The 13,066-nt window shown below is 68.1% G+C and carries 11 protein-coding genes; 7 read left to right on the top strand and 4 right to left on the bottom strand.

What is annotated here, in order from left to right; all coding sequences use genetic code 11:
- Positions 1-105: 105 nt before the first annotated feature.
- The 3 genes from QOZ89_RS08205 to QOZ89_RS08195 form a co-directional block, all read right to left on the bottom strand.
- Positions 106-1,179: an SAM-dependent methyltransferase gene (locus QOZ89_RS08205; protein ID WP_198543095.1), complete on the bottom strand. Its 1,074-nt coding sequence runs from the start codon at positions 1,177-1,179 to the stop codon at positions 106-108.
- A 216-nt stretch (positions 1,180-1,395) separates the two neighbouring features.
- On the bottom strand, positions 1,396-1,728 hold the full coding sequence (locus tag QOZ89_RS08200; RefSeq protein WP_241841531.1) for a metallopeptidase family protein: 333 nt from the start codon (positions 1,726-1,728) through the stop codon (positions 1,396-1,398).
- Positions 1,729-2,098: 370 nt separating this feature from the next.
- Positions 2,099-3,469 carry a peptidylprolyl isomerase gene (locus QOZ89_RS08195; protein WP_312623442.1) on the bottom strand — a complete coding sequence of 457 codons (1,371 nt, stop codon included), beginning with the start codon at positions 3,467-3,469 and terminating at the stop codon, positions 2,099-2,101.
- Positions 3,470-4,314: 845 nt separating this feature from the next.
- Between QOZ89_RS08195 and QOZ89_RS08190 the strand changes: the two genes are divergently transcribed.
- The 6 genes from QOZ89_RS08190 (at position 4,315) to QOZ89_RS08165 (ending at position 9,128) form a co-directional block, all read left to right on the top strand.
- Positions 4,315-4,956 carry a sulfotransferase family protein gene (locus tag QOZ89_RS08190; RefSeq protein WP_071047137.1) on the top strand — a complete coding sequence of 214 codons (642 nt, stop codon included), beginning with the start codon at positions 4,315-4,317 and terminating at the stop codon, positions 4,954-4,956.
- 361 nt (positions 4,957-5,317) lie between these two features.
- The gene (locus QOZ89_RS08185; protein ID WP_312623439.1) at positions 5,318-5,581 is read left to right on the top strand and encodes a hypothetical protein; all 264 of its coding nucleotides are present in this window, start codon (positions 5,318-5,320) and stop codon (positions 5,579-5,581) included.
- A gap of 450 nt (positions 5,582-6,031) precedes the next feature.
- Positions 6,032-6,547 carry a DUF6082 family protein gene (locus tag QOZ89_RS08180; RefSeq protein ID WP_312623437.1) on the top strand — a complete coding sequence of 172 codons (516 nt, stop codon included), beginning with the start codon at positions 6,032-6,034 and terminating at the stop codon, positions 6,545-6,547.
- A gap of 48 nt (positions 6,548-6,595) precedes the next feature.
- Entirely contained in the window at positions 6,596-8,047 is a 1,452-nt protein-coding gene (locus QOZ89_RS08175) for a helicase-associated domain-containing protein (protein WP_312623436.1), read from the top strand.
- A 431-nt stretch (positions 8,048-8,478) separates the two neighbouring features.
- Positions 8,479-8,736: a hypothetical protein gene (locus QOZ89_RS08170; protein ID WP_312623435.1), complete on the top strand. Its 258-nt coding sequence runs from the start codon at positions 8,479-8,481 to the stop codon at positions 8,734-8,736.
- Complete coding sequence (locus tag QOZ89_RS08165) at positions 8,733-9,128, top strand: hypothetical protein (RefSeq protein ID WP_312623434.1); 396 nt, start codon at positions 8,733-8,735, stop codon at positions 9,126-9,128. The genes QOZ89_RS08170 and QOZ89_RS08165 overlap by 4 nt, the downstream gene beginning before the upstream one ends.
- 136 nt (positions 9,129-9,264) lie before the next feature.
- Here the strand turns inward: QOZ89_RS08165 and QOZ89_RS08160 are convergent, their stop codons facing one another.
- Entirely contained in the window at positions 9,265-10,650 is a 1,386-nt protein-coding gene (locus QOZ89_RS08160) for an ATP-binding protein (RefSeq protein ID WP_312623433.1), read from the bottom strand.
- Between the two features lie 333 nt (positions 10,651-10,983).
- On the opposite strand from QOZ89_RS08160, the gene QOZ89_RS08155 reads away from it, so the two are divergent.
- Entirely contained in the window at positions 10,984-12,924 is a 1,941-nt protein-coding gene (locus QOZ89_RS08155) for a DNA cytosine methyltransferase (protein WP_312623432.1), read from the top strand.
- Positions 12,925-13,066 lie beyond the last annotated feature (142 nt).

Raw genomic sequence — 13,066 nt, 5'->3', positions numbered from 1 at the left:
ACCCCGCCCCGCACCCAGCACCCCGCCCCGCACCCCGCACCACGCGCACCCCGCAGCCCACAACCCCGCACCACGCCCCGCGTACTGGCGGAGAGCGGTGGGGAGCTACCGCATGCCGATGCCGGCGAGGGCGGCCCGGAAGCCCGGTGTAGCGCCAGCCGCGCGGGCAGGGGAGGTGAGGCGGTCGGCGTCGTCATCCAGATACGGGCGCCAGTCCTCGAGGAAGACGAGCCCGGGGGCGACCAGTTCGAAGCCGTCGAGGAGGGCGAGGGTCTGGGCGCGGCCGCGCAGCGAGAGCCGAGGCGCTCCGCGTGCGTAACCGTCGTTGTAGGCGTTCGTCCCGGCTCCGCCGGTGTCAGCGCGGCTGTTGACCGTGCCCTGGGAGAGAGCGAGGAAGCTGCCCGGGGCGAGGCGTTCGCGGATCTGGCCGATGATCCTCGGCGGGTCGTCCGCGTCCGGGATGTCGTGCAGGACGCCTAGGATCAGCACCGCGGTAGGCCTGGCCAGGTCGAGCAGCCGGCGGGTGTCCGGATGGTCGAACACCGTGTCCGGGTCGCGCAGGTCGGCCTGGATGATCGTTGCGTCCTGGTTACCGGCCAGGACGACGCGGCTGCGGGCGACCGCCGTCGGGTCAAGGTCGACGTAGACGACGCGGGCGCCGCCGTCGCGGCGCCGCCGCGCAAGCTCATGCACATTGCCGGCGTGACCGTCGTCCGTCGGAATGCCGGAGCCAAGGTCAAGGAACTGCTGGATGCCGGCATCCAGCAGAAAACGGACCGCCCGGCGCATGAACGCCCGGTTCTCCCGCATGATCGCGTCGATGTCGGGAAGCGTGGCCGACAGACGAGCGGCCAGCTCCCGATCGACAGGGAAGTGGTTCGACCCGCCGAGGAAGTAGTCGTAGACCCGCGAGGTGCTCGGTCGCCGGCAATCGACCGTCGGCTCATGGCGCCATGACGCCCGGTCATGGCGCCATGACGTCCGAGGGTCCGTTCCGAGGCCTGGCTGGGATCGCTCAAGATCGATCTGGTTCGCATCGGCACGATTGATCTTGTTGGCATCGGCGGGATGGGCGCGGTAGCGGTAGGCGCGGTCGGCCTCGGCCCGGCCGAGGCCGCACTCGGCGGCTCGATCGAGATCGCGGTCGGGTCGGTCCAGATGCGGCTCAGTGGATGCCACCGGTACCTCCGCCCCTCGGGCAGCAGATGTGCTCAATGCCTACCCCGGCCGTACACCGCCACCCGCGGCGGGTCACTGTCGGCAACCAGTTTGTTCGGCCCGTGCGCATCTCTGGTCGCTAGAGAGCCAAAGGAGGTGCGAAAATGCTCCTCCTTCGCACCTCCGGAGGCCCCCGTCCCCAGAAGCACTAGTGGGAAGCGAGATCGACGGGGAGGGCTAGGCCCAGCCGAGCTCGTGGAGGCGGTCGTCGTCGATGCCGAAATGGTGGGCAATCTCGTGGATGACGGTGACCCGAACTTCGCGGACGACCTCGGCCTCGTTCGCGCACATCGCGCAGATCGGTTTCCGGTAGATCGTGATCCGGTCGGGGAGAACCGCGCTGTACCAGTCCCCCCGCTCGGTGAGTGGGACGCCCTCGTACAGCCCGAGCAGGCCATCCGTCGAGTCGTCCTCCACGAGGACCGCGACGTTGCGCATCCGCCGGCCCAGCTCCGGCGGCAGGCTGTCCAGTGCCTCGACCACCAGTTCCTCGAACCGATCCAATGGCACATCGACGCCCATGCCACCAAGTCTGCCGCCGCGCCCAGCCCAGGTCCGCCGGACTGGCCGAGGCGGCCCGTAACGTAACAGGGAACCGCTCGGGCCCGTGACCGGGAACCGCTCGGGACCCGAGCGTCGGCCAGATCAGGGGTGAGGGCGCCTTGAGCCGGGCCCAGAGCGCGGACCCGGCTCCTGGCGAGGACAGACGTCAGTCGATGCGGTGGGCCTGCCGGAGCGGCCGGACGCGTCGGGCTCTCGTCGGTTGGACGGAGCGGTCACCCCGGCATCGTCGCAGAGATGCCGGGGTGACCGCGATGACCATTTCGTCGCGCGTTACCGCGAGTTTGTCACTGGATGATCATGCCCGGGCCGCCAGGCGTCACTGGGTGACCGTGAGCGAGAGGATCTGCGGCTTGGTGACCGGCGCGCCATCACCTGTCTCACCCTCGGCACCAGGACTGGTGATCTTGTCGAGGATGTCGAGTCCCTCGGTGATCTGACCGACGACCGTGTAGCCGCCGGCGAGCGCCTGGGCACCCTCCTCCGACGGATCGGCATAGTTGATGAAGAACTGGCTGCCGTTCGTGTCCGGGCCGGCGTTCGCCATGGCGAGTACGCCACGGTTGTAGTTGACGCCGGTGATGTTCTCGTTCTTGTACTGGAACCCGGGCGAGCCGCCGCCCGTGCCTGTCGGGTCACCGCACTGCAGAACGAAGATCCCAGCGTCGGGACCAGAGGTCTCCCGGTGGCAGGTCGTTCCGTCGAAGTACTTCTTCTCGGCGAGGTAGCTCAGCGCGTGCACGGTGCACGGCGCCTTGGCCGCGTCGAGAGTGGCTGTCATCGTGCCGAGGTTGGTGGTGATCACCATCTTGGCGGGATTCGTGTCGACGCTGGGCCCCGCGGGCGGAAGCGTGACGTTTCGGGCAGGCGTGTTCCCGTCCTCGGTGTAGACGCAGTCCCCGACCTTCGATGTCGCCGGCGGCTTGACGCTCTGGGTCGCTTCCGGGGTGACGCTCGCAGTGTCGCCGGATGACGACGAGCCGCCGAGCGACTTCGAGAGCGCGATCGCGCCGACCGTCAGCAGCAGGGCCGCGAGGACGCCGAACGCGGCGACCTTGACCTCCGGGGCGAGCTCGCGACGTCGCGGGCGCTCGCCGGAGACGTTCTTCTGCCAGCTCGGCGAACCGTCCTCGCCGTCGTCGCTGTCCTCGTCCTCGTCATCATCGTCTTCGTCGTCATCGAAGTCCGGCTCGTCGAGGTCGGACGAGTCGAGGTCGAGGTCGTCGTCCGTGTCGAGGTCATCGTCGCCGTGGCCAGTGCCCGAGGCGCGGCCGGTGACCTTCACGCCGGCCTTCTCGCCGCCGCGAAGGGCCTGGTGGTCCTCGGCCGCGTCGTCGACGTCGTTGTCGTCATCGACGTCAGCCTCGTCGAGGCCAGAGGCGTCACTGGACGATTCGGGCTGGTCACGGTTCGTAAGAGTAGGGGCGGTGAGCCCCCATGGCCCGGAAGCAGGGTCCCGGGGTGGCGGCAACAGGGCCCAGCCACCAACGGCCCCACCGGCCGCGTCCGCACCCTGAACCATCGGAATCCCCGAGGTGGACAGGATGATCGGCGGTGGCGCGGTGGCACCCTGTCTCTTGCCGCTCTGTCCTTGCTTCTCTTCCTTGGCGTCCGTGTCCGCCGGCGATGCCGGCGCGCTCGACTCATCAGACCGTGCATCCGGCCCGGCTGGGTCCTTCTCGTCCGGCATCAGCACCTACCTCCCGGCGCCGCAGCCTAGCAACCAAACCTGTACAGCAGCCGCTCACATCGGCCTTGTCAATGACGGTTGGTAGCCGCTTCGTCGCCGCCACTCCACCTCCGTCGCGGCGAGGCGGCCCTCGATGGCTCCAGGCGGGAGACCGGATGCCCCCAGGCAGGAGACGAGCCCGACCATCCGCCCTCTGCGCTCACGCTGTGACGCGCCGAGACGCGGATCGCGCGTGCGTACGCCGGCAGTCGGCCGGTCGCTGGCAGTCGGCTGGCAGTCGGTCGCCGGTCGCGGACGGGCGGCGGGGTCGCCCTCGCCATGCGCGTGCACTCGGCGTGTGTGTCGTTCGTGGTGCCCGCGAACCTCCGCGGATCGCCGCCGACGGTCGCGGACCGTCGCGGATCGCCGCTGGCCCGGCGGTGGCCGTGCCGAGCCGGGCTGGACCGAGCCGAGCCGAGCCGAGCCGGGCTGGACCGGGCCGGGCTGGACCGGGCCGCGGTCATCCATGCGGCTGTCCTTCAGATGTTGGTGGCACCCTGTCGTTCGCGCGTGAAAGCTGAGCCGAACGTCCGGCCTACGCATCGGGTGACTGTCAGTTCCGAAAGTCCGAGCGAGACGGCGCCATATTGCGTACGGTACACAGATAAACACAGCGCCTGCGTTTTATCGTAATTCCGGTGAGGAAAGCGGTTTTGTGGCGTGACGGGCAAGGTTACCATGCCGTCGATCACCCCCGAGCATTGACTCCCGACGAGCGTTCTTTGTTCTCGGCGGTGGGGGGTTCCGTTCCGGCCCGAGCGCCCACTTCGATAGCGTTGCGTCCAGGTAATCTATGGAGGAGGGAAATGGTCGACATCGTTGGCGCGGGCTTCGGGCGCACCGGAACTCTCTCACTCAAGGCGGCCCTCGAGCAGCTGGGATTCGGGCCATGCCATCACGGCTTTGAACTGATGAAACGGCGTGAAACCGTTTTCGACTGGCTGGACGCGGTCGAAGGAAAACCTGTCGACTGGGATTCCATGTACGCCGGGTACAGGTCGACCGTCGACTGGCCGGGCGCCCGTTTCTGGCGGGAGCTCGCCGCCCACGACCCAGCGTCGAAGGTGGTTCTTTCGGTACGCGACCCGGAGAAGTGGTACGAGAGTGTGAAGAACACGCTCTACCAGGCGATCCTGAACGTCCCGGAGCATCTGCCGGCCGAGGTCGAGCCGCTGATCAAGCTGCTCAGGCTGCTGATCTGGGACGGCATCTTCGACGGGCGCTTCGCGGACAAGGACCACGCCCTGCGGGTCTATGAGGACCACATCGCCGAGGTGAAGCGGGAGATCCCGGCGGATCGCCTGCTGGTCTTCGACGTCGCCGAGGGCTGGGAGCCGCTGTGCGCCTTCCTCGGCGTGCCGGTCCCGGCCGAGCCCTTCCCCCGCCTCAACGAACGGGACGCCTACGCGGCCCAGCAGCAGGCCCGCGTCGCCGCCGCCGCCGCATAGTTCTGGCGGTACCCGCAAAGGAAAGCAATCAGGAACCCGCCCCGGCGACTCCCCCCGCCGGGGCGGGTTCGCTTCTTGCTGACAGCCAAGACCTAGGTTTCGGGCCGGCGGGGCCGGCGGGACCAGCGGGTTCAGGGTCGAAGGGCGAGGCTCGTCATCAGGTCCTGACGTTTCGCGTCTCGTCCGCGCCGCCGACGGCGTCGTCATCGAGCATACGCAGCGGCCCGCCGTGGCCCGAGGGTTTGCGCAATGATATGAGCATGCCTCACCTTCGTACTAGGATTGGCATAACCCGGCACCCGGCAGGGGCGCACGCGTGATGCCTGGGTGTGGGCAGTTGCCATTATTATTGGAGCGGCGCATGGTCTGGAACGCGGATCCGAAGGCCGACTTCAGACGTCGGCTTGGACTCTCGGCGGCTGAGCTTGGCGCTACGGACGCCACTCCCAAATGCCCTGACATCTGGGAACTCGACAACGGGGACATCGCAATCGTTGGCTGCGATCTGACCGCCACCTACGAGCACCGCCTGCCGGACGGGGTGCATGTCGGCTCGGACGAACGACTGGTTGTGATCCCTCGGGAGATGCTCATCGCCGCGAAGCCGGACATCCCGGATGCCTGAGCGTCTCGCTGAAGTCAGTGGCGTCCCACTCGGCGAGCCGTCAGTGCGCCAAGTGGTCTCGGCCGGAGCCTGATCCTGTTCCTCCGGAGCTGACCGCCGCGAGCAAACTGTGGTTGGTCGACTGTCCAACGGCGGGGTCTGATCTACCTTTCAGGGCTCTGACCGCGGCGGATCAGACGTGTCGTCGCAGAGCCGCGTCCGGCGCCGCACCCTGATCCAACACAAACGACAAGCCAGATTCGTGTCCCTGAGCCGGCTGCTGCGACCAGCACCGCTGCCCAGGGGACGTTAGACCTCGCTGCGAGCCAGAGGCTCTCACCGTCTTGATCACATTCGTTGCCATCGGAAGGTTCCTCGGCAACGACCGCTCCTCCTCGTCGTCATAGTGATGACTTATGCGCTGTCTGGTGAGACAGTGATGGCTACGTCAGGGCGATGAAGGGGAGGGCGGTGGCGGGCGCAAGGCATGGAGCGGCCAGGGCGCTGCTGCCAGTGGTCGCGCTCGCCGCGGCGGTCTGGTCGGTGGGGCTGCAGGCCCGAGGGGCGAGGGCCGGGTGGGACCAGGCGCTGCGGTCGTTGCATGTGGATCTGTTGCGGATGGCGATGGACGACGAGGTCTACCGGCGCTGCTGGGGCGACTTTTTCGACTCCGCCGATCCGGAGGAACAGCGAGCCCAGCTGTACGTGAACATGATCTTTTCCCACTGGGAGCTCATGTTCGAGTTGAACGCCCTCACGGAGGTGGCGCTGCGCGAGGCCGCTCGCATCGTGCTGGCTGGATCCGACGGTCGCCGGTTCTGGGAGGGCAGCCGTGACATCAGGGCCAAGTCGGCCAGCACCCGCCGCAAGCGCCGCTTCCACGAGATCGTCGACGGGGAGTACCTCCGCCTCCCGCCGCCGACGTCTGCTCCCACGCCAGGCCCGAGCCCACCCCCAGGCTCCAACCCGCCGTCGGGCGCCGGCTGACTCCCCTCCATGTCCGAGGATCGAGTGAAGCGTCCTACTGTGACAGTCATGGCGGTGCGGGTTCAGATCGTCGAGGTCGACGGCGATGGGGCAGAGTCAGGCAGCGGCGCGGGCGCCGACGTAGCGGTGGAACCGCTCGGCGTGACCGATGAGGCTCCGGACGACGGGGAAGAGCTCACCGAGCGGCTGACTGCTCGGGATGCGCTCGCCGACCTGCTGGCGGTGCTGCGGCTGTGCGCGGTCGGGAAGCTGCGCTGCAGTGAGAAGACCAGCCGGCCGTCGGCCGTGACGGTGACCGCGGTCGCCGAGGTGCTGCGGCATGGCGACTTCTACGTTGACGACCCCATCGCGGCCTTCGCGTGGCCGTTGTTGCTGCAGGCCGGCGGCCTGGCCGAGATCGTTGGTGGACGGCTGACGCTGACCGCGAAGGGGCGGGCGGCGCTGACGAAGCCGCCGGCGGAGACCATCCGGCTGCTCTGGAAGCGTTGGCTCAGCCACGCGCTCCTGGACGAGATGAGCCGGATTGAGGAGATCAAGGGCCAGCGGTCGGCTCGGGCGTTGACGGCTGCTGGACCGCGGCGCAAAGCCGCGGGCGAGGCGTTGGCTATGCACTGCGCGCTGGGCGAGTGGATGCCAGTGGACCTCCTGTTCGGCTCTATGATCACGGAGGGCCCGCAGTTCGGCGTGGCGCGTGACCTGTGGAAGCTGTATCTCGACGACCGGGAGTACGGCAGCCTCGGGTATGACGGCCACCATGGCTGGACGCTTCTGGAGGGCCGGTACACCCTGTGCCTGCTGTTCGAGTACGCCGGCACCCTCGGGCTCTTCGACCTGCGCTACGGCTCGGCGGCCGGCGCCCGGGATGACTTCCGCGACAACTGGGGCGCGGACTGGATCGACTGCCTCAGCCGTTACGACGGGCTGGCGGAGATCCGCCTCAATAGGCTCGGCGCCTACGTGCTTGGCCTCTCCGACCGGTACGAGCCTGACGCGGCGGCGGGCGAAGATGACGACCGCCAGGGCGAAGATGACGATGCAGACGACATCCTCGAGCCGATCAAGGTGCTTCCCAGCCTTGACGTCGTCGTCACCGGCCGCCTGGTGCCCAGCGAGGAGCTCCTTCTGGATGCCTTCGCACGGCGCCGATCGGAACGCGTCTGGGCGCTGAGCCTCGCGTCGCTGCTGGTGGCCATCGAGCAGGGCCGCCAGCCGGAGGAGCTGCGGGCGTTCCTCACCAGCCGCGCGGCGGTTGACGAGCTGCCCGCCGCGGTGCGGACGCTGTTCGCTGATGCGACAGCCCGTTCCGGCCAGCTGCGGGATCTCGGGTACAGCAAGGTGGTCGAGTGCGCCGATCCGGCGCTGGCGGCGCTCATCGGCGGCGACCGCAAGCTCCGCGCGATCTGCCAGCGGATCGGCGACCGCCACCTCGCAGTCTCCCCGGAACGCGAGGCCGACTTCCGTGCCGCCGTCCGCAAGCTCGGCTACGCGCTGCCGCTGTAGAGGGCACCTCGACACGGCAGCGATCAGGATTCCCAGCAGGCCGGGCGACTGGGCGGTGGAGGCCCGGGCTGGGAGCCGTGCGCCTGCGGAGCTGGATCAGGGCGAGCTCTGGCCGAGCGGTACCCGCCGGTCGATCCGCGCGGCGGCGACGTGGACTCGTCAGGCGTTGCTCGGATCTTCTCCGCGGGAGACCCTCCTCGCCCGCCGGGTCGAGGTCGACAGCATGTCCCACTCCCTCCGAGCTTGATCAGAATCGTCGGCCCAGGTACTGTCGCACCAGACAGTGTCTAAGTTATCGGGCCAAATGGGGACGTCGGGAGGCGCACATGACCCACGTCTTGTCGGTGGCGGTATCGGTCGTGGACCATCGTGGAATTGGTAGGTGTCCTGACCCGCCAGATCGGGTCGGGTCCGCCTCGAGGAGTCCGTTCATGTCCGACGTCACCGTCGAGATCCCAGCCGACGTATGGGACAAGCTGTCCCAGGTCGCGGCGGACGAGGGCCTGTCGTTGCGGGCCTACCTCATCAGGCTTGCTGGATCTCTGGCCACTCCCACCGAGCGGGCCGCCCACGCGGAGCAGGCCAGCGACATTCTCCGCGAGTGGGGCTACGACCCGACCGAGGAGGAACTGGCGGAGCACTATGCCGACCTCGAGCGGCGCATAGCCCAGATCGGACGGGTCAGGTGATCAAAGAGCGTCACGTAGTCCTGGACGACTCGGCGATGGTCGCCGCGGGGCGCGGCAGCATCGCCGCGTCCACGCTGATCCACTACGCCCACCACACCCCTGGCTGGTTCCTCTATGCCCCGACCTGTGCGTTGGTAGAGGCGGAACGGGTTCGACGCGGCATAGCTGAGCACTTCGCGTCGATGAAAGGGATCAGGGTTCTCGACTTGGACCTACCAGCCGCGCTCGCCGTCGCCCGCGAGACCAGTTGGGCCACGGCGCACGCCCGCTTTGCGGCTGAGCCTGACGCCGAGCGGAACGCTGGAGCCGCCATCGCCACCGCCGACCCGACGCGCTGGCGCGGCCAGTCGATCGAGATCCTCAACGTCCGGTCAGACCAGCCGCCGCCCTGAAACGGGCGACCAGGGACCGGCGCCGTGGACCCGCCGTCAGGCCCAGGCAGCGTCTCGCTGGGCTGCCTTCCGGCGTCGGGGTTGAGGCCGGGCCGGGCCGGCGACGGTTGGAGCGCGGCGGACCCTGTGACTCCGCTCAACTGCCGAGGCCAAGGGCGGTGGCAATTTCAGGTGCGTCACGGCGGATGATGGCGAGAATGCTCTCGAGAGCTTCGTAACGGCCGGCCTGCATAGCGGCCGAGCGGAGGGCGAGGCCGGCGAGTGCAAGGTCGGTGCTGGGTGCCGAGGTCGGCTGACGAGCGCCCATGTGTAGGGGCATGTTGCCGCGGTGCGAGGAACGGCGGTAGGCCGCGTTCGCGGCCAGGCATAGCTCATTGACTGAAGTTTCGATTATCTGGCGGAGTTGCGGCGGCATCGAGACCCGCATCTTTGAGACATTGATGTTGAAGGCGGGGTCGAGAGAGGTGTCGAAGTCGAGCGAGGCGCGGGCCAACTTGGTGTGCTCGTCGATGCCGCGGATGCCGGCCCAGCCGCCCCACTGGACCAGACGGTCCGCGCGGTAAATATAGAGGCCCTGCTGCCGGTTCCAGTTCAGCGGGCCCGAGAGGCGTTCGAACTCGCCTTGGGACGAGAACTGGGTGCGTGCGGGGAGTACAAAGCGCCGAAGACGTGCAGTACCGGAGGAGTCGCCAACGGTGATCTCGAATTGCTGTGCAGGAAACTCGCGGCAGTGCTCTTCACCGGACGCGAACGGGTTCCAGGGGCGAACCTTCTCGCCGTTTACCGAGATGGCGACTCTTCTGCCGTCCGGCAGCCCTTCGAGAAAACGATGGAAGACGATGGCGAGATGCTCGGCGGTCTTGCGGGCATAGTTGTCGATCCGCCGGCGTGCCCAGCCACCGTCGGGGCGCTTCTCGGGCAAGACGCGGTCGAGATCGCGCCAGAGGACCACCGTTCCGGTCTCGTCGCCGAGCAGCTGACGTGCACGGTCAGTTTCAGCCGAGCGTCTGGGCGCGACGACAAGCCATTCGTCAAGATCCTGGATCAGGTCGAGGTTGAGTTCACGGATGAAGACGCGGTCGGCGGAGACCGACCGCCGTGTGACGACAGTGACGGACCTGCCCTGCGAGAGGGATGCGGTCTTCAGCCCGAGCCCGTACCGGCCAAGGTCGCTCTCCTGGTAGGTGCGGCGCGAGCCGAAGCGGAGGGCCTCGACCAGCGCGTTCTCGCTCATTCCGATTCCGTCGTCTGCTATGAAGACCCGGGAGTCGGTGCCGTCGAACTCGACGATGACCTGAACGTGAGTGGCCCCAGCGGAGATGCTGTTGTCGACGAGGTCGGCGATGGCGGACGGGAAGTCGTAGCCGACGTCCCGAAGTGACCGGGTGAGCCGCGCAGCCGACGGCATCACCTCGTACGTTCGTCGGCCTGTCATCCGGTCCTCCTTGGTTGCCTCGACGTAGGCGACCCCCAGGCTCTCACATGCATCCCCGCGGAGAAAAGCGCTGGTGAGGCCCGGCATGCCTGTTGCTCGCTCGTCATGATGTGGTTGGCGCGTGGCGGGGTTGAGGACGTCTCGGAGCCCCGGCGGCCGGAGGCGGAGCAGGCGGATGTCCTCCCACGGCGCCGCGAGGCCCCCGCCGGGCGCGCTGGGCCCGGCGCCGGGAAGCTGTCGCAACCTGCTGGTAGAACGTGTGTACGAACGTGCAGGTAGTAGCCGGTCTGCGCCGTGCGAGTGGGCGCCGCGGGAGCCGTACCGTGTGGGGCGGCGTGACTGTTATTAACTACTACCGCGCGTCGGCGGTTGCTTCGGGTGTGCCGGACCTGGGCTGGCGGTTCTAGGGGAGGGCGGGCGGTGGCTACCTACGGCGTGCGGCTGGAGCGCAGCGACTTGCTGCAGCTTCCGCCATGCCAGGGCGGTCCGTCGGACGACGACTTCCTCGTTTGGTGCCGGGCTGAAGTGGCGTCCGGTCGGCGCCTCGCGGTCGACCTGTTCAGCGGTGCCGGTGGCCTCAGCCTGGGACTGGAGGAGGCGGGCTGGGCTGTCGTCACGGCCGTGGACCACGACCAGCGCGCTGTCGAGACCCATCGTGCCAACTTCCGTGGCAAGGCGCTGCAACTCGACCTGAGCGACCCCGACCGCCGGGCCGAGCTCGTCTCGTCATTCGACGGCGTACCGATCGACCTCGTCGCTGGCGGCCCACCATGCCAGCCATACAGCCGCGCCGGGTCGAGCAAGATTCGTAGTTTGATCTCACAGGGGACGCGTTCCCACCTCGACCCGAGGCGCGAGCTGTGGATGGCGTTCCTCGGCATCGTCCTCGACCTCAAGCCGCGGGCCGTGCTGATGGAGAACGTCCCGGACATGGCGCTTGGCGATGACTTCCAGACGGTCCGCCGGATGGTCGGAGACCTGGAGGAGTCGGGCTACGCCACCGACGTGCGCATCATCGAGACTTGGCGATACCGGGTTCCTCAGCATCGTCGCCGGCTGATTCTGCTTGCCCGCAACGATGGCGGCCCGTTCACCTGGCCAGCCGAGGACGACCATCCCCAGGTCATGGTCGGCGACGCGATCGGGGATCTTCCCTCGCTCGGTCTGACGACCGGCGAGCGGGAGATGGACTATGACGAGGTCGTCGCGCGGAACGAGTTCGTGCGCAGGATGCGACAGCGCGCCAGCGAGGGCAAGGTCCACGACCACTTCACCCGTCCAGTCCGGGACGACGACCGTGAGATCTTCACGATGATGAAGCCCGACTGGCTTTACACCGACGTCCCGGAACGCCTGCGCCGTTACTCGACGAGGACCTTCGACGACAAGTACAAGCGACTCGCCGAGGACCAGCTGAGCCGAACCATCACTGCGCACATCGCGAAGGACGGATACTGGTATATCCACCCGATGGAGGCGCGGACGCTTACAGTCCGTGAGGCTGCGCGACTCCAGACCTTCCCCGATCGCTTCCGATTCGCCGGCCATCGCAGCGATGCCTTCAAACAGATCGGCAACGCGGTCCCGCCGCTGGCAGGAGCGGCTGCCGCCAGGGCGGTTGCGCCGCGGTCGGAAAAGGACTCGGCGATAGCGGGGCTGCCGTGCGCCCAGAACTGGCAGGACGTCCACCAACGGCTCGCCGCCCTGGCTACTGAACTGCGGCGATCCGAGTCGTGGACAGCGGTCCCCGACGAGGCAATGACGCCGCTGATCGCGGTCGCCTGTGCGCTGCTGTCGAGGAATCAGCCAGTATCGCCGGCCGACACGCCTGTGCTGGACGTGTTGCGTGGACATGACCGCCTCGACGAGACGACTCTGCATGATTTTCTTCATGTCGCGCCGCGCGCCGCGCGGCGGAGGCTGGAGCGGCTACGACGCCTGGTTGACGTCGATCTCCCGGGCGACGCCGGCGAGGTGGCCAAGCTGCTCAAGCTGGGGCCGGCAGACGAGAAGGTCTTCAAGATGCTGCTCGGCTATGACGTGCTCGCTGCCGGCATGAGCGCCGTCCGGGTCGCCGCACGGTTCCGCGGGACCAGGTCTCACGAACGGAACCAGCTGACCGACGGCCGTATCGACCTCGCCCGTCTGGTTGGTACCGGAGACGAGGCACCGCTGCGAATGGCGGCCATCCGGTACCTGGGGATGACGGACTGTGGGCCCGGTGTGCCCAAGTGCGGCTCCTGTCCGCTTGCGGAGGCCGGCTGCGCCTACCCGCGTGAGGTGGCCGTGCGAGCTGAGGAGGAAGGCGCGCGCTTGGCGGCCGAACGGGAGGCGGCCATGAGGGTCGGCTTGTTTGCCTGAGCGGCTTCCCGCACCAGCGTCGCTGCATCGTTGACGCTCCTGCGGACCTGGCACTCCCAGACCCGCAGGACTGCCCATCCAGCCTCGTCAAGCACGGCGTCGTTACGGCGGTCCCGGTTGCGGTTTGTCTCCATCTTCTGAC

The sequence above is a fragment of the Pseudofrankia coriaricola genome (assembly GCF_032027725.1).
Taxonomy (GTDB): domain Bacteria; phylum Actinomycetota; class Actinomycetes; order Frankiales; family Frankiaceae; genus Pseudofrankia.
This window is presented reverse-complemented; position numbering and strand designations above follow the sequence as displayed.